This window comes from Bradyrhizobium yuanmingense (genome assembly GCF_900094575.1).
In the GTDB taxonomy this organism is placed as follows: Bacteria; Pseudomonadota; Alphaproteobacteria; order Rhizobiales; family Xanthobacteraceae; genus Bradyrhizobium; species Bradyrhizobium yuanmingense.
Genome location: NZ_FMAE01000007.1, coordinates 187,796 through 206,545 on the forward strand (window position 1 = coordinate 187,796; position 18,750 = coordinate 206,545).

The 18,750-nt window shown below is 65.0% G+C and carries 17 protein-coding genes; 7 read left to right on the forward strand and 10 right to left on the reverse strand.

The features are described 5' to 3' along the window. Window positions 1-2: 2 nt before the first annotated feature. Window positions 3-3,407: an acyl-[ACP]--phospholipid O-acyltransferase gene (locus GA0061099_RS25480; RefSeq protein ID WP_036026602.1), complete on the reverse strand. Its 3,405-nt coding sequence runs from the start codon at window positions 3,405-3,407 to the stop codon at window positions 3-5. Window positions 3,408-4,067: 660 nt separating this feature from the next. Between GA0061099_RS25480 and GA0061099_RS41375 the strand changes: the two genes are divergently transcribed. Next, the gene (locus tag GA0061099_RS41375; RefSeq protein WP_193375193.1) at window positions 4,068-4,688 is read left to right on the forward strand and encodes a TetR/AcrR family transcriptional regulator; all 621 of its coding nucleotides are present in this window, start codon (window positions 4,068-4,070) and stop codon (window positions 4,686-4,688) included. 8 nt (window positions 4,689-4,696) lie between these two features. On the opposite strand, the gene GA0061099_RS25495 is transcribed toward GA0061099_RS41375, so the two are convergent. The 3 genes from GA0061099_RS25495 to GA0061099_RS25505 form a co-directional block, all read right to left on the reverse strand. After that, window positions 4,697-6,010 carry a GGDEF domain-containing protein gene (locus GA0061099_RS25495; protein ID WP_036011353.1) on the reverse strand — a complete coding sequence of 438 codons (1,314 nt, stop codon included), beginning with the start codon at window positions 6,008-6,010 and terminating at the stop codon, window positions 4,697-4,699. Window positions 6,011-6,338: 328 nt separating this feature from the next. Beyond that, complete coding sequence (gene pncB / locus GA0061099_RS25500; protein ID WP_036011351.1) at window positions 6,339-7,643, reverse strand: nicotinate phosphoribosyltransferase; 1,305 nt, start codon at window positions 7,641-7,643, stop codon at window positions 6,339-6,341. A gap of 99 nt (window positions 7,644-7,742) precedes the next feature. Further along, the gene (locus GA0061099_RS25505; protein ID WP_036026598.1) at window positions 7,743-8,672 is read right to left on the reverse strand and encodes a LysR family transcriptional regulator; all 930 of its coding nucleotides are present in this window, start codon (window positions 8,670-8,672) and stop codon (window positions 7,743-7,745) included. A 90-nt stretch (window positions 8,673-8,762) separates the two neighbouring features. On the opposite strand from GA0061099_RS25505, the gene pcaH reads away from it, so the two are divergent. Both pcaH and pcaG read left to right on the forward strand, forming a co-directional pair. Further along, on the forward strand, window positions 8,763-9,551 hold the full coding sequence (gene pcaH, locus GA0061099_RS25510) for a protocatechuate 3,4-dioxygenase subunit beta (RefSeq protein ID WP_036026596.1): 789 nt from the start codon (window positions 8,763-8,765) through the stop codon (window positions 9,549-9,551). A 5-nt stretch (window positions 9,552-9,556) separates the two neighbouring features. Next, the gene (gene pcaG, locus GA0061099_RS25515; RefSeq protein WP_074448104.1) at window positions 9,557-10,183 is read left to right on the forward strand and encodes a protocatechuate 3,4-dioxygenase subunit alpha; all 627 of its coding nucleotides are present in this window, start codon (window positions 9,557-9,559) and stop codon (window positions 10,181-10,183) included. Between the two features lie 23 nt (window positions 10,184-10,206). Here the strand turns inward: pcaG and GA0061099_RS25520 are convergent, their stop codons facing one another. Together GA0061099_RS25520 and GA0061099_RS25525 are read right to left on the reverse strand one after the other, a co-directional pair. After that, window positions 10,207-10,818, reverse strand: a complete 612-nt coding sequence (locus tag GA0061099_RS25520; protein WP_085972237.1) for a LabA-like NYN domain-containing protein — start codon at window positions 10,816-10,818, stop codon at window positions 10,207-10,209. Between the two features lie 345 nt (window positions 10,819-11,163). After that, window positions 11,164-12,069: a helix-turn-helix domain-containing protein gene (locus GA0061099_RS25525; RefSeq protein ID WP_036026589.1), complete on the reverse strand. Its 906-nt coding sequence runs from the start codon at window positions 12,067-12,069 to the stop codon at window positions 11,164-11,166. A gap of 50 nt (window positions 12,070-12,119) precedes the next feature. On the opposite strand from GA0061099_RS25525, the gene pobA reads away from it, so the two are divergent. After that, window positions 12,120-13,292: a 4-hydroxybenzoate 3-monooxygenase gene (gene pobA, locus GA0061099_RS25530; protein WP_036026588.1), complete on the forward strand. Its 1,173-nt coding sequence runs from the start codon at window positions 12,120-12,122 to the stop codon at window positions 13,290-13,292. Between the two features lie 49 nt (window positions 13,293-13,341). Here pobA and GA0061099_RS25535 read toward each other — a convergent pair whose 3' ends face one another. The 3 genes from GA0061099_RS25535 to GA0061099_RS43150 form a co-directional block, all read right to left on the reverse strand. Then, window positions 13,342-15,492: an adenylate/guanylate cyclase domain-containing protein gene (locus GA0061099_RS25535; RefSeq protein WP_036026587.1), complete on the reverse strand. Its 2,151-nt coding sequence runs from the start codon at window positions 15,490-15,492 to the stop codon at window positions 13,342-13,344. 34 nt (window positions 15,493-15,526) lie between these two features. Continuing rightward, window positions 15,527-16,195, reverse strand: a complete 669-nt coding sequence (locus GA0061099_RS25540) for a hypothetical protein (RefSeq protein WP_036026585.1) — start codon at window positions 16,193-16,195, stop codon at window positions 15,527-15,529. Window positions 16,196-16,321: 126 nt separating this feature from the next. Then, complete coding sequence (locus GA0061099_RS43150) at window positions 16,322-16,822, reverse strand: hypothetical protein (RefSeq protein WP_036026583.1); 501 nt, start codon at window positions 16,820-16,822, stop codon at window positions 16,322-16,324. Here GA0061099_RS43150 and GA0061099_RS25550 point away from each other — a divergent pair. From GA0061099_RS25550 to GA0061099_RS25560, 3 genes are all read left to right on the forward strand, one after another. Further along, entirely contained in the window at window positions 16,821-17,264 is a 444-nt protein-coding gene (locus GA0061099_RS25550; RefSeq protein WP_036026581.1) for a hypothetical protein, read from the forward strand. The genes GA0061099_RS43150 and GA0061099_RS25550 overlap by 2 nt on opposite strands. 158 nt (window positions 17,265-17,422) lie before the next feature. After that, window positions 17,423-17,707: a hypothetical protein gene (locus GA0061099_RS25555; RefSeq protein WP_036011293.1), complete on the forward strand. Its 285-nt coding sequence runs from the start codon at window positions 17,423-17,425 to the stop codon at window positions 17,705-17,707. Between the two features lie 134 nt (window positions 17,708-17,841). Next, window positions 17,842-18,288 carry a CHRD domain-containing protein gene (locus GA0061099_RS25560; protein WP_036026578.1) on the forward strand — a complete coding sequence of 149 codons (447 nt, stop codon included), beginning with the start codon at window positions 17,842-17,844 and terminating at the stop codon, window positions 18,286-18,288. A gap of 44 nt (window positions 18,289-18,332) precedes the next feature. On the opposite strand, the gene GA0061099_RS25565 is transcribed toward GA0061099_RS25560, so the two are convergent. Beyond that, window positions 18,333-18,698, reverse strand: a complete 366-nt coding sequence (locus tag GA0061099_RS25565; RefSeq protein ID WP_036011287.1) for a VanZ family protein — start codon at window positions 18,696-18,698, stop codon at window positions 18,333-18,335. Window positions 18,699-18,750 lie beyond the last annotated feature (52 nt).

Consider the following 18,750-nt stretch of genomic DNA (forward strand, 5'->3'; position numbering starts at 1 on the left):
TCTTACGCCACCTCGCGCTCGGGCGGGGATCCCTGCTCGCGGGCCATCGTCGTGGCCGTGACATAGTCGGTCTTGCCGGTGCCGAGCAGCGGCACCTTGTCGACCACCATGATCGCAGCGGGCACGGTCAGCTCGGAGGCGCCGATCGCCTTGGCCTGGGCCTGCATCGCGCTGCGCTCGGCATTCTTCTCCGTCGTCAGCAGCACGATGCGCTCGCCCTTGCGCTGGTCGGGGATCGACACGGCGATCGATGCGGCCTGCGGCCACAACGCCGTCGCGATGGCTTCGACCGCCGACAGCGAGACCATTTCGCCCGCGATCTTGGCGAAGCGCTTGGCGCGGCCCTTGATGGTGATGAAGCCGGCCGGGTCGATCGAAACGATGTCGCCGGTGTCGTGCCAGCCGTCGGGGAGCACTTCGAGCACGCCGGGATTTTCGGCCCTGAGGTAGCCGAGCATCACGTTCGGGCCGCGCACCGAGAGGCGTCCGCCTTCCTCGATGCCGGGGACCGGATCGAGACGGCTTTCCATCTGCGGCGAGAGACGGCCGACGGTGCCGGGGCGGTTGGCCATCGGCGTGTTCATCGCCAGCACCGGCGCCGTCTCGGTGACGCCGTAGCCTTCGAGGATGCGAATGCCGTAGCGCTCCATGAAGACCTGCCGCGTGCGGTCCTTGACCGCCTCGGCGCCGGCGATGACGAGGCGCAGGGTGCGGAAGTCGTAAGCGTGCGCCGAGCGCGCATAGCCGGTCAGGAACGTATCCGTGCCGAACAGGATCGTAGCGCCGGTCTGGTAGATCAGCTCGGGCACGATCCGGTAGTGCAGCGGCGAGGGATACATGTAGATCGGAATGCCCGCCAGCATCGGCATCATCATTCCGCCCGTGAGTCCAAACGAGTGGAACACCGGCAACACGTTGAACACCTTGTCGTTGGCATTGGCATCGACCCGCGCCAGCGCCTGCGCCGCGTTGGCGAGGATGTTGCGGTGGGACAGCACCACGCCCTTGGGCGTACCTTCCGAGCCCGACGTGAACAGCACGACGGCGGGATCGTTGGCCTGGCGGGGCACGCGCGGCGTCGTGCCCGCGAGCAGGCCCTTGATCTTGTCGGCGAGGCTGATCGAGGCGCGGACGTCCTCGAGATAGACGACGCGTGCCTCCGCGGAGATCGCAGTCATCAGCTTGTCGAGCTTGCCTTTCTCGATGAAGGCCTTCGACGTCAGCACGGTCTTGACCTGCGCGGCCTTCATGGCGGCGAGCGCGTTGACCGGACCGGCCGAGAAATTGAGCATCGCCGGCACCCGGCCGCTGTTCTGCAGCGCCATGAAGACGACGGCGACGCCCGCGGAGTTCGGCAGCAGCACGCCGACATTCTCGCCGGTTGCGGTGCCGTTCTCGAGCTTGCGGCTCAGGACCTGCGCGCCGAGGATCAGCTTGCGATAAGTCAGCTTGGTGCCGAGCGCGTCCTCGATGATGACCTTGCCGGTGTCGCGGTCGCGATAGGCGTGTCCGAGGGCTTCGAACAGCGTGTGATCGAGCATGGCGTTCTTGACGAGGGCGTCGATCATGACGTCCTGCAGCGCGGCGCCGGCGGCGTTGCGGCGGGCCTTGCCCTTCAGCGTTTCGTCGACCGGAAGCTTGACCGGCGGTAGGATCGTCACCGTCACGCGCGGAAACCAGGACCGCTTGATCTGGCTGGAGTTGAGATAGCTGAGATAGGAGCGTTGCGCGCCTTCGATCCGGACCGGCACGACCACGGCGTCGGCCTTGTCCGCGATCATCGCGGTGCCGTCATACACCTTCATCAGCGATCCCGAGACGGTGATCCGTCCCTCCGGGAAGATCACGACTGGCTCGCCAGCGGCGACGAGCTTGATCAGGTCGCGCGCGGCCAGCGGCTTGCTCGGGTCCATCGTGTAGTGCTTCACGGCGCGCAGGAACGGCTTGGCCCACCAGGCCTTGGCGATGCCGGTGTCGACCGCAAAGCTCGCGTCGATCGGCAGCACGGCGTGCAGCAGCGGGCCGTCGATCAGGCTGACATGGTTCGGCGCGATCAGCATGCGCGTGCCGGGAGGCGGCAGGTTTTCGAGGCCGCGCACCTCGGTACGGAACAGGGCGCGGAACAGAAGCCCGCCGGCATCGCGCACGCCTTCCTTGCCCCACTTGGTCAGCACGAACCACACCGCGCCGAAGCTGGCGACGCCGAGGCCGAAGAAGATCCAACCGATATGCAGACCTGCCGCCTGCAATAGCGCGACGAACAGCGAGCCGACCACCATGAAGGCAGCCTGCAGCACGTTGCCGGCGGCGATGATGCGGGCGCGTTCGGAAGGTTGCGACCAGGCCTGGACCGCGGCAAAGGACGGCACGACGAACAGGCCGCCGCCGAAGGCGAAGGCGACGAAGTCGGCCAGCATGCGCAGGCCACCGAACGAAGTCGCGAAGCCGAGCGCGGTGATCTCGTGCCCCTTTGCGGTGACGCCGATGGCCCAGGCGAGATCGAGGCCGGCAAAGCCCATGATGATGGCGCCGATCGGCACCAGCGCGAGGTTCGGGCGAACGTGGCTGAGGCTGGCGGCAAACAGCGAGCCGATCGCGATGCCGATCGCGAAGATGGCAAGGCACAGCGTCACGACGCCCTCGGTGCCGCCGACGACGTCCTTGATCAGCGCCGGCAGCAGCGACAGCACGATGGCGCCGACCAGCCAGAACCAGGAGACGATCACGGTGCCGTCCCAGAGGCGATGGTCGGCACGAAGCGTCCTGAGCAGGCTCACCGTCGAGGTCCAGGGATTGGCGTCGACGGGCAGCTCAGGCGCGGAGGGCGTCGTCTGCGGAATGCGGGACGCGAACGCCCAGGACAACACGGCCAGCACGACCACGGCGGATGCGACCCAGCCCATATGCGCGGAGCCGGCGACGAACTGGCCGCCGGCGACGGTGCCGAGCAGGATCGCCATGAAGGTCGCGCCTTCGACCAGCGCGTTGCCGGTCGCGAGTTCGCCGAGCTCGAGCTGGTCCGGCAGCATCGCGTATTTCACCGGGCCGAACAGCGCGGCGATGGTGCCGAACAGCGCGAGCGCTGCGAACAAGAGCGGCACCGAATGCAGGAAGAAGCCGGCAGCGGCGAAGCAGGCTGCAAAGATCTCGACGAATTTGAGCCGCCTTGCGACGACGGATTTGACGTATTTGTCGGCGAGCTGGCCGCCGAGCCCGGACAGGATGAAGTAGGGGAAGATGAAGACGGCGCCTGCCACCGTCACCAGCGCATCGCCGTGGCTCGTTGCCGCGCTGTAGAGCAGGATGATGACGAGCGCATTCTTGAGCACGTTGTCATTGAGCGCCGAGAAGAATTGCGCCCAGAACAGCGGCGCAAAGCGGCGTGACGACATCAATTCCCTGATCATGACTGGTCCTGTTTTGGCAAGGCAGACTGAGGTTGTTACGTTGTCTGTGAAACGTCACGACCGGAAGCATAGGGCGAACGATTGCGCGGCAACGAAGTTGCTGGCCTGCTCTGTCCCCTCGGTTCCTCCGATCCTGTTGGTCTCCAATCGGCATCGTTAGGTTCGCAAATATCCGGTCGAGGCCGGGCGGAGCGGCCTCGCTCGCCCGGATATGGCGCCGGGCGATGAAGGAAAGACTGAACCGCATCGTCGAAATCCGCCGGATCGGCCACGCCCGTCCGGACATGGTTAAGTCCATCCTTGCAGCCGGCGCTTGCATTCGAGCCGACCCGCGTGCGCGCCTCAGGTGAGATGGGCGAGGTGGCGAAACGGCGAGAAGCGGCCGAGCAGGCTGAACCGGCGGCCCTCGTGACGGGCACGGGCACGGCTCGCCCGCCACATCCGAAGAGTCGCCCGGCGTTCGGCGAGCACACCGGCAACGTCGCAGGCGTTGGCGATGCGATTGACCGGGGCCATGGCCAGCCGCAGCAGGGCCCGGCCAAAGCCGGCGACGAGGGCGGCGGCGTCATCGACGAAGGTGGTGGCGATATCGACAGCAAGGGTTTGCATTTTCCAGGTCTCCGGGTTAGATTGAACAATGTTCACATGAGTAGCTTGAAAATGAACAATGTTCAAGAAGAATCGCCGCGCGACCAGAAAAAATTTCGGCGCCGGCTCCAGATCGTCGAAATTGCCCGCGGCATCATCTCAGCTAAGGGGCTGAGATCATTGAAGGTTCGGGATGTTGCCGAGGCGGCCGGCTGCTCGGTCGGCAGCGTCTATAACGAGTTTGGCGACTTCGACGGGGTCATTCTGACGGTGAACCGGGAAACGGTTCAGGCGCTCACGGCCCGGCTCCGTGCTGTTCCCGCCGAGGATCCGGTCCGCCAGCTTTATGGGCTCGCCGAGACTTATCTCGACTTCTTCGCCGCGCACGCCAATTTGCTGCGTTCCCTGTTCGAGCATCGGATGGAGGACGATCGCCCCTATCCGGACGACATCCTCCAGATGGTGATGGATGCGTTCGCGCTGATGCATCCGCCCCTGGTGCGGCTATTGCCGGATGCGGACGACGTGAAGATTGCGCTGCTGTCGCGCACGCTGTTTTCCGCCGTGCATGGCATCATCTCGCTCGGCCTCGAGGAGCGCATGGTGGCCGTGCCGTCGCAGATGCTGCGCCAGCAGATCGAACAATTCGTCGACACCCATCTCGCAGGACTTGGAATTCTGCCCCTGCGGTGACGATGCCATTACCCTCGTGCAGCGACCGCTTCGCGCGGGCGTGGCGCAACGACGACAACGTCCGATCGCCCGTTCTCGACCTGAACGCGGTTGCGGCCCTTTTCCTTGGCGCGGTAGCAGGCCGCATCCGCGCGTCGCATCGCATCCTCGAGCGTGATGTTGCCGTCGGCGATGCAGGCGACGCCGATGCTGGCGGTCACGGCAAAGCAACGGTCGTCCCAGGCGAAATTGAACAGCTCCAGCGACCGGCGCAGACCCTCGGCGATGTCGACGGCATCGAAGGGCGAGCATCGCGGCAGGATCAGGCCGAATTCGTCACCGCCGAGCCGGGCCACCAGATCATGCGCATGCCGGTCCTGCTGCAGCAGGCGCGAGACCTGGCAGAGCAGGCGGTCGCCGGCGAGGTGGCCGCAACTGTCGTTGACGCTCTTGAACTGGTCGAGGTCGAGCAGGATGAGGGCGAGCGCACCCGCCGCGGCATTGTCCAGCTCGGCTTGCAGGCGCGCCTCGAAGGCGCGGCGGTTGGAGAGGCCGGTCAACCAATCATGCGATGCCTGCCAGGCCAGGCGCTCCTTCTCGGCATGCAAGGCGTCTTCGAAGGTCTGCCGTTGCCGCACCAGGCGCCGCGTATGCCAGATCAGGAGCAGGATCAGCGCCGCAGCCGTGATGATGTTGATGCCCGTCAGCGTCAGCTTGATCGCCCGGGATCCTTCGCCGAGGACGGTGGAGAATTGCTTGGCGTGCACCGTGAACTGGGCATTGAGCTCCGATAGCCGCGACGACAGGAATTGCAGGCGGTCGTCGTCCTGAATGGGACCTTTCTTCAGCTCGGATCGGATGACCTCGCCGAACACGCTGAGCTCCAGCAGCATGGGATCGGTGGCGGCCCATTCCCTGATCGCGTCCTGGAGGAAGCTGACGCGATTGAAATAGCGAAACAGCCAGATCAGTCCCGGGACGTCATCGGGATGGTTGCCGCCTTGGAGAAAGCCGACGCGGGCGGCCTCGACGTCGACCGGATCGCGTTCCAGCGCCCAGCGTGCGAACTCGTCGCCGATGGGGACGGCGAGTGAAGCCTGATATTGCGCGAACTGGCTCGGTTCGCCCGAATGCAGATAGAGATTGAGGAAGTAGACCGCGTTCTTCTGCGAGCGCGACCAGAGTGCTTCGCCGGCGACATAGGCGCGGACCGACGACATCACCTCGAGACTGAATCCGGCGATCGCCGCCTGCAGCACGACGACCATCACGAAAGGCGAGACGAGCTTGATGACGTGAAGGAGGTTGCCGCCCTCCGCCGACGCCGCTGTTCTGCGAAACACACCAGTCCCCAAGTCGATCGACGCGCCCGGCAGGGGCGTTGCGCCTGCAACGCAAAGTAGACGAGATGGTTGCTTAACTGGACCTGAAAAGTGCGAGGGATTGTGACGGACGGTGAAGGTAATGTGACGTGGATGCACGCAGATCGTTTCAAATGCCGCGAAATCGGAGCTGATGCGATATCGCGAACCAATGCCTTGTCATTGCGAGCGCAGCGAAGCAATCCAGCTTGCCTCCGCGGCTTCATTCTGGATTGCTTCGTCGCAAGAGCTCTTCGCAATGACGACGTAGCGGCGGACGGGCGCTACACGCTCTCCGTGGACGTGTGTCCTACACCAGCACCGGCTTGCGCACGCGACCGGCGTCGCCGAACACGCGCAGATAACGCTCGATTTCCGAGGGCAGGCCGGTCGCCTTCTCCGGATTGTCGGAGAGCTTGACGGCCGGACGGCCGTCGACTGATGAGACCTTGCAGACCAGCGAGATCGGATCGAGGCTGATCGAGCCGTCCGGCGTGCAGCCGACGAAATCGTTGGTGAGGTTGGTGCCCCAGCCAAAGGAGAGCCGCACGCGCCCTGCGAAGTGGCGATAGGTGTCCTCGATCGAGCCGACGTCCATCGCGTCGGAGAAGACGAGCAGCTTGTCCTTGGGGTTGCGACCCTGCTTCTGCCACCAGGCGATGATTTCCTCCCCAGCCTGGATCGGCGGCGCGCTGTCGGGGCGGAAGCCGGTCCAATCGGCGACCCATTCCGGTGCATCGCGGAGGAAGGTCCTGGTACCGAAGGCGTCGGGCAGCGCGATCAGGAGGTTGCCGCCGTAAGTCTGACGCCACTGGTCGAGAATGCGGTAGGGCGCCCAGCGCAATTCCTCGTCGTCTCTGGCGAGCGCGGCGGCCACCATCGGCAGCTCGTGCGCGTTGGTGCCGATGGCTTCGAGATCGTTGTCCATCGCGAGAAGCACGTTGGAGGTGCCGATGAAGGAGGGGCCGAGGCCTTCCTTCACCGCCTCGACGCACCAGCGCTGCCAGAGGAAGCCGTGGCGGCGACGCGTGCCGAAGTCGGAGAGCCGCAGGTTCTCGAGCTGGCGCAGCCGTTCGACCTTGGTCCACAACTTGGCCTTGGCGCGGGCGTAGAGCACGTCGAGCTCGAAGCGGCCGCGGCCCTTCATGGCCGCACGCGAACGCAGCTCGTTGAGGATCGCAAGCGCCGGAATCTCCCACATCGTGGTGTGGGTCCAGGGCCCGTGAAAATGCAGCTCGTACTGGCCCTCGACCTTGCGCAGCTCGTATTCGGGAAGGCGGAATTCCGCCAGCCAGCGGATGAAATCCGCCGAGAACATATGGGTCTTGCCGTAGAAGGTGTTGCCGGCCAGCCAGATCAGCTCCTTCTTGGTGAAGCGGATGGTGCGGGCATGGTCGAGCTGGGCGCGCAGCTCGCCCTCGTCGATGATCTCGGCAAGGCGCACATGGCGCGAGCGGTTGATGACCGAGAAGGTCACATTCTGACTCGGGTAATCCTCCCGAATCATCTGTAACATCAATAGTTTGTAGAAGTCGGTATCGAGCAGGCTGCGGATGATGGGATCCAGCCGCCAGCTGTGATTGTAGGTCCGGTTCGCAATGTCAGTCACTGTCATGGGGGGATTTTAGCGCGGCTCCCCCTGCGCAACCAGTGGGTTTGGGAAGGGCAGTCTTGCGGAGCGCGGCGCCTGCTATCAGGGCATGAGAACGGCAGGTCAGAACGTGGCGGCCGTCGCCGCGACGGCCTCGAGTTGGCTCCTGACCCAGCGGTGGGCCGGGTCCTTCTGGTAGCGCTGGTGCCAGACCATGAACATCGGCAGCTCGGCCAGGGTCTTCGTGCGCGACGCCAGCGGGATCGGTGTTTGCGTAAAGCCACGCATTACGCCGGACGCGAGCAGGCTCGGCATGCTCGCCAGCATCTGTGAGCCGCGCAGGAACGACGGCACGCCGGAGAAGCTCGGCACGGAGATCGCGATGTCGCGGTGGAGCCCGTTCGCTGCCAGCCGGCGGTCGAAGTCGAGCCGCTCATTGTCGGTATAGACCACGGTGATGTGACGCGCCGCGAGATAAGCGCTGCGGCTGGCCGGCGCTGCGCGCGCTTTGGGATCGTAGTAGCAGACGTAGTGATCCCTCAGCAGCCGCTTCTGCACGATGTCGACGCCGGACGGCGGCAGCGGCGTGATCAGGAGGTCGCAGCGGTTTTCGCGCAGCATCGCGGGCGAGGGCGATTGCGAGGGGATCACGCGCAAATTCAGGCCCTTCACTTGTGCGGCGACGTGATCGAAGAACCGCGGCAGCAGCAGGTCGCGCTGGAAATCGTTGGCCGCGATCGTCAACGACAGCTGTGCGCGGGGCGGCTCAAAGCTGACGCCCCCGGCGAAGCTGCGCATCTCGTCGATCAGCGCGCGTGCCTTGCCGGCCAGTGCCTGCGCATGGGCCGTCGCAACGATGCCACGGCCGGACTTGGCGAACAGCGGATCGCCGGCGATCCGCCGCAGCTTGTTCAACCCGTGGCTGACGGCAGACTGGGTGAGGCCGAGCCGCGTCGCTGCCGCCGTCACCGAGCCTTCCTCCAGCACCGCCAGGAACAGCTCGAGGGCATGGCCGTCGAGGGCCAAATGATCGATTTCCTTCATGCAATTCATTATAATTCATCTATTTATCTTGAGAATAGGCTGGCTCATGCTCTCCCGATAAGCCGCCCGACCCCGGGCTCCCAGGGAGAGACAACGCCGATGAATGCCCAGGCGCCAGCCTTGCGGGATCCCCGCCTCAATCGTCCCGAGCCCTTGACGCCGCCGCTCGGCGACGGCGGCTTCTTCCAGCGCGACCGCGCGATCCATCCGCCGGCGCATGCGCCAGGCTACAAGTCCTCGGTGCTGCGCTCGCCGCGCCAGTCGCTGCTGTCCTTGGAGAACTCGATCTCGGAGATCACGGGGCCGGTGTTCGGCCACAACGATCTCGGCCCGCTCGACAATGATTTGATCCGCAACTACGCCAAGGACGGCGATCCCGTCGGCGAGCGCATCATCGTCCACGGCCGCGTGCTGGACGAGACCGGCCGGGGCGTTCCGAACACGCTGGTCGAGTTCTGGCAGGCCAATGCCGGCGGCCGCTACCGGCACAAGAAGGACACCTATCTGGCGCCGATCGATCCGAATTTCGGCGGTTGCGGCCGCGCGCTCACCGACGACACCGGCTACTATTACTTCCGCACCGTGAAGCCGGGCCCCTATCCCTGGCGCAATTACGTCAACAGCTGGCGCCCCGCCCATATCCACTTCTCGGTGTTCGGCTCGGGCTTTGCGCAGCGGCTGATCACGCAGATGTATTTCGAAGGCGATCCGCTGATCCCGGTCTGTCCGATCCTGACGACGATCCCGGACAAGGACGCGCTCGACCGCCTCGTGGCGCCGCTCGACCTCAACGCCTCGACGCCGTTCGACTCGCTCGCCTACCGCTTCGACATCGTGCTGCGCGGCCAGCGCTCCACCTATTTCGAAAATCGCACCGCGGGGAACTAACGCCCATGCCGCAACCGCTCAATTATCTCAATGAAACCGCCTCGCAGACCGCCGGGCCCTACGTCCATATCGGCCTGATCCCGGCCATGGCCGGCTTCGACATCTTCGAGAAGAACTTCTCCAACGTGCTGGTGAGCCCGAACACCAAAGGCGAGCGCATCACGCTGGAGGGCAAGGTGCTCGACGGCACCGGCACGCCGCTGCGCGACGTGCTGCTGGAGATCTGGCAGGCGAATGCGGCCGGCCGCTACAACCACCCCGCCGATCGCTCCGCCGGCGCGCCGGATGACGAGTTTCGCGGCTGGGGTCGCGCCGGCTCCGACTTCGAGAGCGGCCTCGTCACCTTCGAGACCATCAAGCCGGGCGCGATCACCGACAGGACGGGGCGCAAATGCGCGCCGCACGTCAACCTCTGGATCGTCGCCCGCGGAATCAACATCGGCCTCAACACGCGGCTCTATTTCTCGGACGAAGAGGCGGCAAACGCCGCCGATCCCGTGCTCAACCTGATCGAGCAGCCGGTGCGCCGCAAGACATTGATCGCAACCCGCAGCGAGCGCGCCGGCAAGATCGTGTATTCCTTCACGATCAATCTGCAGGGGCCGGAGGAGACGGTGTTCTTCGACGTGTGAGGTGTCGGGCCGCCGTCCTTCGATCATTCCACCCGGTCGTCGCGCCTGATCGTTCCGCGCGCGAGGAATTGCGGTGGCTGCCGCATTTCGCGCGATATCGGTCGATCGGGTGGATCGCGCCCCACTTTTGGTTTCAACTCCACCAGATCGATGAATATGTCCGCCTGCCGGCGCAGGTCGTCGGCGATCATGGGCGGCTGAGTGGAGAGCGTGGAGACGACGGTCACGCGGACGCCGCGGCGTTGCAAGGCTTCGACCAGCGAACGGAAATCCCCATCGCCCGAGCACAACACGATCTGATCGACGTGCTGGGCAAGCTCCATCGCGCTTACGGCGAGGTCCACATCCATGCTGCCCTTCACCTTGCGGCGGCCGGTAGCGGGGTCGACGAACTCCTTGGCGAGTTTGGTGACGACGGTGAAGCCGTTGTAGTCGAGCCAATCGATCAAGGGGCGGATCGACGAATATTCCTGATCCTCGATGATGGTCGTGTAGTAGAAGGCCCGTAACAGCGTAGCTCGGCTTTGAAATTCACTGAGCAGGCGTCTGTAGTCGATCTCGAAGCCGAGCGCCTTGGCGGTGGCATGGAAATTGGAGCCGTCGATAAAGAGCGCGCTCTTCCCAAGCGAAGACATTATGCACAACTCCCCGGGTTCGGCACGAAAGCCGACCGTCCAGCCGAAATGGCGCGGCGTATCGGCGGGAATAACTGAAGGCGCCGATGGCTTTGCTGAAAAGGCGGCGCAGACGACCGGACAGGGTTGGCCGCCTTGCGCCGAGGTTAGGGAGGTTCCATGCCACCAGCGCCAGGGCGCCGAATGCCGTTACGCTAGGGCGAGGGCGTGCCCCGCTCAATTGTACGGAGGTAAAGCGCCTCTATCCAAAGGATGGGGCGCTATATACGAAGGTAAGTGGCAACGAGAGACATCGCGGATCCGGGGCGCGTCGATCAGACGTGCCCTGATCCTTTGTCCGGTGGTTCAGCCTTCGCCGCCATGGAGCCGGGCGCGAAAGGCGCGCGGTGAGACCCCCGTGGCGGCGGCGTAGACCCGGCTGAAATAGGCGGGGTCCTCGAAGCCGAGGGCGTAGGCGATGGTCGAGACCGGCAGGTTGGTGTAGACGAGGTTGCGCCGCGCCTCCCGGATCAGTCGGTTGAGGATCAGATGCGAGGCGGTGTCGCCGGTCGCCGCCCGCGTGATCCGGTTGAGATGCGTCGGTGTCACCGACAGCGCCTCGGCATAGTCGGCGACGCTCCAGCGCTCCAGATGATGCTGCTCCAGCAGCGCCTCGAAGCGGCGGAACAACCCGCTTTCCGCGGTGCCGTTGCCGCCGCTCTCGCCCGTGAGCGCGCGGGCCACGAGCCCGATCATGGCCGACGACAAGGCGCGGAGCACATGCGCGCGGCCGAAGTCGCGCGCGGCGTGCTCGGCGAAGATCTGCTTCATCGTGGCGCGGATCTGCGGCGTGCCGCGCACCACGGCCGACCGCGACAGCGCACCGCGCAGGCCCTCGGCGGCGAGCAGCGCTTCATCGAGGATCTCCGCGGCGATGGTCAAAACCCACCCTTGCGTATCGGGCACGAAGCGGAAGCCGTGGACGTGGCCGACCGGCACGTTGACGATCTGCATTGGCCTCAGCGGCACCACGCGCCCGTCGAGCGTCGCCTCGCCGCCGCCGCGCTCGATCAGCAGCACCTGGTGCAGCCGGGCATGGCGGTGCACGGCCAGCGTCCAGTCGTGCAGCACCGAACGCGAGGCGATCGTCTCGCAATGCACGACATCGGGCAGATCGCCGGACTCGCCGAACAGATTGTAGACCCGGATGGCCGGGGCGGGGGCCGCGCTTCTCATGTTCGAATAGTACAAGACAAAGGCGAAACCCTCCATCGGCTTGCGCCTTAACGTATGCAAAAAAATGCCGACGGGAGGACGCAAAAATGAAAGTTCAGGTCTGTATCATCGGCGGCGGGCCGTCCGGGCTGTTGCTGTCCCAGCTCCTGCACCTCAAGGGCATCGACACCATCGTGCTGGAGAAATACAGCCGCGACCACGTGCTGGCCCGGATCCGCGCCGGCGTGCTCGAGCACGGCTTTGCGAAGCTGATGCGCGAGGCGCAATGCGGCGAGCGGATGGACCGCGAGGGCGAGATCCACAACGGGTTCGAGATCGCCCATGACGGCGTGCTCTCCCACATCGACCTGCACAAGCATTCCGGCGGCAATTCGGTCCTGGTCTACGGCCAGACCGAGCTGACGCGCGACCTCTACGAGGCACGCGACCGGGCCGGCGGCAAGGTCGTGCACAATGCCGAGGACGTCACGCCGCACGATCTGACGTCGGATCGGCCCTATGTGACGTATCGCTCGAACGGGCAGACGCTCCGCGTCGATTGCGACTACATCGTCGGCGCCGACGGCTTCCATGGCGTCAGCCGCAAGTCGATCCCGAAGGACGTGCTGCGCGAATATGAGAAGGTCTATCCGTTCGGCTGGCTCGGTGTGCTGTCGCGCACGAAACCGGTATCGCCCGAGCTGATCTACGTGAAGCACGAGCGCGGCTTTGCGCTGTGCTCGCTGCGCTCGCAGGTGCTGAGCCGCTACTACATCCAGGTGCCTTTGACCGACAAGGTGGAGGATTGGAGCGACGACGCGTTCTGGGCCGAGCTGAAGCGCCGCCTGCCGGACGAGGTCGCCGGCCGCCTGATCACCGGCCCGTCGATCGAGAAGAGCATCGCGCCCTTGCGCAGCTTCGTCGCCGAGCCGATGAGCTATGGTCGCCTGTTCCTCGCCGGCGATGCCGCGCACATCGTGCCGCCGACCGGCGCGCGCGGATTGAACAGCGCGGCGTCCGACATCTACTATCTCTATCACGCGCTGCTCGCGCATTATCAGAGCGGCGACGATGCCGGTCTCAAGGGCTATTCCGCCAAGGCGCTTGCGCGAATCTGGAAGGCACAACGCTTCTCCTGGTGGATGACGATGATGCTGCACCGCTTCCCCGACCGGATCGAATATGAGGATCGTCTGCAGCAGACGGAGCTCGACTACCTGCTCTCGTCCGAGACGGCGCAGCGTCTGCTTGCGGAGAATTATACGGGGCTGCCGTTTTAGGCGATCTAACCCTCCCCTGGAGGGCCCTCCAGGGGAGGGTAAGAAGCCACTACTTTCCTTCCAGCGTATTGACCGGTGTCCAGTCCGGCGGCGGCGGAGTCTGCGTCAGTACGTTCGCACGTTTGGCGAACCGGGCTGACGCAGGATCGATCTTCGCGACGCCCCCGAACGCGTCGGCCGCCTTGGCAAACTCCCGTGCCCGCCAGCACGCCAGCCCTTCCGCATAGGCTGCGGCGACCTTCGCCTGCTCGGCGCTTTCCGCGCCGGTTTCCGCCAGCGGCTCGAACACCCTGATCGCCTCGCCGCGTCCCTGCACCCTGATCGCATCGAGCTCGCGCCAGGCGAAGCTATCGCCGGTCTGCGCCATCGTGGTTTCCGAGGCCATGATCGCGGTGCCGTAATATTTGTTGGCGCCTTCGAGCCGCGAGGCGACGTTCACGGTGTCGCTCATCACGGTGTAGTTGAAGCGGCGGCGCGAGCCGATATTGCCGACCACGGCTTCGCCGCTGTTGAGCCCGATACGGTGCGACAGGCCGTGACCGGCGAAGGCGGGATGGCCTTCATTGAGCTCGGCCAGCGTCTCGTGGCACTTCAGCGCAGCACGCACCGCATTGCGCGCGTGGGCGGGATCGTCGGCCGGGGCGCCGAACATGGCGACGATGGAATCGCCGATATATTTGTCGACGTAACCGCCATGGCCTTCGATGATGTCGGTCATGGCGGACAGATATTCGTTCATCAGCGTCACCAGCTCGACCGGCGTCATCGTCTCGGCGATCGACGAGAATCCGCTGAGGTCGGAGAAGAACATGGTGACGTTGCGCATCTCGCCGCCGAGCGCCGGCATCTTGCCGGAGGCGACCATGGTCTCGATCACCTCGGGCGCGAGGTAAAAGGCAAAGCTCTTGCGCAGGAAGCGCTCGTCGCGGTCGGCCAGCACGAAGCGATAGCCGATCATGATCGCGAGCGCGGCAAGGCTGGCGAGCGCCGGCTCGGTCAGCGGCAGCGCCAAGGCATGGACGAATGCCCAGACGGCAACGACCACCCAGACGGCGGTGAGGCCGAGCCAGGCGATCAGCGCGCCACTTGGCGCAAACACGCCGGCCGCGCAGGCGATGACGGCCGCGAACGCGATCGTGAGAAGGGTGCGCGAGGGAAAGCCGAGCTCGGTCACGGCATCGCGCTCGATCAGGTTTCGGACCGCAGCGGCGTGCACGAACACACCGGCGACATCGCTGCGGGCCTTTTGCGCGGTGCCGGCAGCCGCGGGCAGGGCACATCGCGCCGACGGCGTTCCGTCATAGCCGCCGGACAGGCGCATCGAGGTGAGCTTGCGGTCCTCGAAGTTGAGGACGGTCCCGAGCAGCACGACCTTGCCCTCGAAGGCGCGCCGGAAGAAATCGCGGTCGTCTTTTTCGACGCAGGCGCGCAGATCGGCAAAGGAGAAGGTCGGAACGTCGCGGCTGAGGTCGCGGAAGTTGAGCGTCAGCGTGTTCGGTACAGTGCTCGGGATTGCGTAGCCGGACAGCCCAGCCGCGCCGGATGGCGCCATCTCGACCTTCGCGCCGAGCGCGCGGGCGGCGAGCTCGGCCGCCATTGTGGGCACCGGCTTGCCCTCGATCGAGAAGCTGAGCGGCATCCGCCGGATGACATCGTCGGCGTCGGTGTGGACATTGAGCGCGCGGACGTTGTTTCGCACCGCCAGCCGCTGCGCACGGTAGGGCATTTCCGGATGGTCGTTGCTCAGGATCTCGCCGAGCACGAGCTTGCCGTTGTCGGAGATCTGCCGCAGCGCGATCAGATAGTCCCGGTCAAATCCGCGCATCCGGGCGCCGAGCGGCGCGTCGCCAAAGGGAATCTCGGATTGCTCGATCGAGTTCTTGAAGATGACGTCGAAGCCGATCACCTTGGCGCCGCCGTCGCTGATACTGCCGAGCACCCGGCCGATCTCGCGCGTCCAGGTCTGCGTCGGCGATCCCTTGAAGGGCGGGGTCTCGTAGGTTTCGCCGTCGATCGCCACGACGACGACCGGCGACGTCGCGGGATCGCGGCGCTCGCCGACAACTTTCCCACGCAGCGCGGTGAGGATGTCGAGCGAGAGGCCTTGCAGTGTCTGCAGCGGCGGGGACGTGAAGATCGCGCCCGCAAGGAGCGCGATCAGGATTGCCGCAACGATGTCCCGTCCCCCGATCCGCCGCATCGCCCCGTCGCCAACTCCGCTTATTCGAGTCCGTCTATTCGAGCCGCAGCAGGCGGCCGATGATCGGGGTCGGCGAGGAGGTGGCGCTGGCGTCGATCTGGAAGGTGTAGCGTTTGGCACCGAGAATGGCGAGGTAGCTGCCGCCCGGGGTCAATGTCTTTCCGGCCTTGGCAAAATCATAGAACTTGCCGCCGACCATAGCATCGCGCTTGAGCGGGACGCTGATCGTGGGCTCCTTGCCGTCGGTGCGTTCGATCACCAGCGTGCTGCCGACTTTGGCCTGCACCAGTGGCGAGACGCCGTAGAGCGTCGGCAGCTTGGCGGGCCCGCCCTTGGCGTCCGAGCGCATGGTGCGGAAGGTCGTTGCGGCGCTCTGGTTCGCCTCGCGCTCGGACAGTTTTGCCGCATTGGTATCGCAGGGCACCTTTTCCCGCTTGACCTCGCCCAGCTGAACGGTGCTCTGCTCGGCGCCGACCAGGACGACACCTTCGCTGATGGTCTCGCGCTGGCAGGATTTCAGGTAGCTGAGCGTGATGCTCGCCTTTGGCCCGAGCTTGATGATCTTGCCTGGCGCCACGTAGTCCATGAACGCGATGCCGTCGACCTTGCCCTGGACGTCCTCGACGATCGCAGCGGGAGTCTCCGCCCAAGCGGGGGCCGCAAGGCAGAATGCGCCGACACAGGCGCCGATCAGGCTTTTCATGGGAATTCTCATCCAATTCGACGATGCTCTGGTGCCCGTCCTGGTTCGATGCCTAGCAGCAGGGCGCCGGGGCAAGTGTGACCAGAATCACTCTCAGGTCTTGGTGCCACTTTAGCAGGAACAGGTTCAAACCGGCGACCGGAGAAAAATGGTGCCGCGGCAAGATGTTGGCGGATCGATCGGGTCAGGCGGTCGGGACGCGGGATGGCGCGCGTCTGACGAGCTCGCTGCTGCACGCTCTATATCGGGAGCGGGAGGGGCCGCGGCGACCGGCAAGGGACTTGTCCGCTGACCGCCGGCGATCTCGACCACCTCGTCCCAGCGCAACAGGAAAGCCTCGACGCAGCCAGGATCGAACTGTCGCCCGGCGTTCTCGACCAGGTAGCCGCGCGCGGCCTCGAGCGGCATTGGCTCCTTGTACGGCCGTCGCGTCGCGTCGAAGTCGTGGAAACGGCTGACGACGGCATCGAATTGTTTTGACGTCGCCGCCGCCGCGTGCGGCCGCAGAAATTTAACGGATTGATTTTGCAGGGCGTTAACCGTGGCGGAATGCTCGTCGTGTCGGTCATTGTCGCGCCTCAAGCTTCGTTGCAAATACACGTGGAAATTACGGGTGGATGTTTCCATGCTGAAAGAGGGCAAATACGCGGCGTGGTTCAGAACAGCGCACGCGCAAGGCACCGGCATCGTGCATCTGGCCCAGGGACGGATCTCGGGCAGCGACAGCTTCTTCAACTATGGCGGCTCCTATCAGTTCGACAACGACCGGCATTTCACGGCCGTCCTGACCACGCGGCGACATGCCGACGGGCCGCCGACCGTGTTCGGGCTCGACGAGGTGGAGGTCGAGCTCTCCGGCGTTTATAGCGGGGCGATGGCGACCTGTTCGGGAACGGCCCGCCAAGCGCCCGACGTGAGATTCGAAGCGACTCTGATCTTCAGCCAGGAAGAGGCGCCGGCTCCCGACCCCCGGGGCGCGGTCGTGAAGCTCAAGGCCGACAAGCTGCCCAAGCGGCTCGACAGCCGTTCACGGCCGCGGCATCCGTTCACGACGGGCGCGCCCAAGTGACAGTGGATCGGCAACAAGCTGCGCCGGTCCACCCGGCTCACGTCTGCGCCGCGCTTAGCATTGCGTTGACGTTGTTGGCTCGAATTCGCGCTGCAGAAACTCCGCCTTCAGAAGCGAGAGCTATCTAGTCTGCGATAGATCAAGCGTGGTGGAAGAACATGCCTCAAATCTGGATGACATATGACGAGCTCGGCGCGCTTTGCGGCTGCGATGCTGTGGAGGCGAGGGACCGCGCGATCCATTTGTCGCTCGATCGTCGCAGGAGTCGCGACGGTGCCACGCGCGTCAAGCTCGATCTGGCGCTGACGGCCAAGTTCTTTGCATCCGTCCGCGAGGCGGATTTCGATCTCGACTGCGCCATTGAAGCGCTGCACGACACCCACCGGAAGATGGCCGAGCTCCTGGTTCCCTCCGAGCGTCACACGAGGCGCGGGGCGGCCTGAGCCGGCGCGTGATGCGCTTGCGATGGCTAATTCCCGCGAGCGTTGTCCCGAATCAGCATAAGCTCTGCGGTGGAGTGTCCGGCAGTCCTCGGTGTTTTCATCGCGGGACCAACGAAATCCGCAGGAGGAAGTGCATGAGCAAAGCCGTGTGTCGACGGTCCGTGGCACTGTTGGGGGCATTGGCGCTGGTCGGAGGCGTCAGCGCGACGAGCGGAACGGCAGGTGCGGAGGTCGTGAAGCTGCGAGCGGAGCTCAAGGGAAGCAATGAAGTGCCGCCGAATAGCTCGACCGGGTCGGGCAAGGCGGAGGCGAGCTACAACACCGAAACGAAGGTCCTGACCTACCTCGTCACCTTTACCGGGTTGACGGGACCGGCGATAGGCGCGCATTTTCACGGCCCCGGCGAGGCCGGGAAGAATGCCGGCATCGCATTGCCGTTCAAGACGGCGCAAAGCCCGATCGAAGGCAGTGCCACCCTCACCGAGGCGCAGGCGGCGGATCTGTTGGGCGGAAAATGGTACGCGAACATTCACACGGCCGCCAACCCAGGCGGTGAGTTGCGCGGTCAGATGATGAAGTAAGGACCGCGTCGCCCGGTCATTCCGCCGAGGCCGTGCTCGCCGTTTCAGGCAGGTGGTCTGGGCAGGAACGCCAGGATCATCTGGGCGAGCATGACGCCCACGGTGCCGCCCGCCGCCTTCTGCAGCACGTCGAGAAAGCCTGGATCGCGATCGGGTATCAACGCTTGCATCAGCTCTAGCCCCATGGCGACTGCGATGACGAGCGAGCAAGCCAGGCTAAACCGTCCCGGCAGCAGGAACGACAGCAGGAAGCCGAGCAGGCCATAGGCGCTGAAGCGCTCGATCACGACGATCCAATAGGCCTCGTGGTGACCCATGAGCGCAGGCCGGCCCGACAGCTTCGCCAGCGTGGCATAGGCGATCAGCGCCAGACAGATGCTTGCGGCTGCTATGAGGTGGTTCCTGCGCATGGCGCCAACATACAAGGTTGGTCGCCGCTCCGGTTCGAAAGCCGAAAACATC

Bases quoted from the DNA above. Each gene is read 5' to 3' on its own strand.
- GA0061099_RS25480 (WP_036026602.1), bottom strand. From the start codon at position 3,407: ATGATCAGGGAATTGATGTCGTCACGCCGCTTTGCGCCGCTGTTCTGG.
- GA0061099_RS41375 (WP_193375193.1), top strand. From the start codon at position 4,068: ATGAACAATGTTCAAGAAGAATCGCCGCGCGACCAGAAAAAATTTCGG.
- pncB (WP_036011351.1), bottom strand. From the start codon at position 7,643: ATGACAGTGACTGACATTGCGAACCGGACCTACAATCACAGCTGGCGG.
- GA0061099_RS25505 (WP_036026598.1), bottom strand. From the start codon at position 8,672: ATGAATTGCATGAAGGAAATCGATCATTTGGCCCTCGACGGCCATGCC.
- pcaH (WP_036026596.1), top strand. From the start codon at position 8,763: ATGAATGCCCAGGCGCCAGCCTTGCGGGATCCCCGCCTCAATCGTCCC.
- pcaG (WP_074448104.1), top strand. From the start codon at position 9,557: ATGCCGCAACCGCTCAATTATCTCAATGAAACCGCCTCGCAGACCGCC.
- GA0061099_RS25520 (WP_085972237.1), bottom strand. From the start codon at position 10,818: ATGTCTTCGCTTGGGAAGAGCGCGCTCTTTATCGACGGCTCCAATTTC.
- GA0061099_RS25525 (WP_036026589.1), bottom strand. From the start codon at position 12,069: ATGGAGGGTTTCGCCTTTGTCTTGTACTATTCGAACATGAGAAGCGCG.
- pobA (WP_036026588.1), top strand. From the start codon at position 12,120: ATGAAAGTTCAGGTCTGTATCATCGGCGGCGGGCCGTCCGGGCTGTTG.
- GA0061099_RS25535 (WP_036026587.1), bottom strand. From the start codon at position 15,492: ATGCGGCGGATCGGGGGACGGGACATCGTTGCGGCAATCCTGATCGCG.
- GA0061099_RS25540 (WP_036026585.1), bottom strand. From the start codon at position 16,195: ATGAAAAGCCTGATCGGCGCCTGTGTCGGCGCATTCTGCCTTGCGGCC.
- GA0061099_RS25550 (WP_036026581.1), top strand. From the start codon at position 16,821: ATGCTGAAAGAGGGCAAATACGCGGCGTGGTTCAGAACAGCGCACGCG.
- GA0061099_RS43150 (WP_036026583.1), bottom strand. From the start codon at position 16,822: ATGGAAACATCCACCCGTAATTTCCACGTGTATTTGCAACGAAGCTTG.
- GA0061099_RS25555 (WP_036011293.1), top strand. From the start codon at position 17,423: ATGCCTCAAATCTGGATGACATATGACGAGCTCGGCGCGCTTTGCGGC.
- GA0061099_RS25560 (WP_036026578.1), top strand. From the start codon at position 17,842: ATGAGCAAAGCCGTGTGTCGACGGTCCGTGGCACTGTTGGGGGCATTG.
- GA0061099_RS25565 (WP_036011287.1), bottom strand. From the start codon at position 18,698: ATGCGCAGGAACCACCTCATAGCAGCCGCAAGCATCTGTCTGGCGCTG.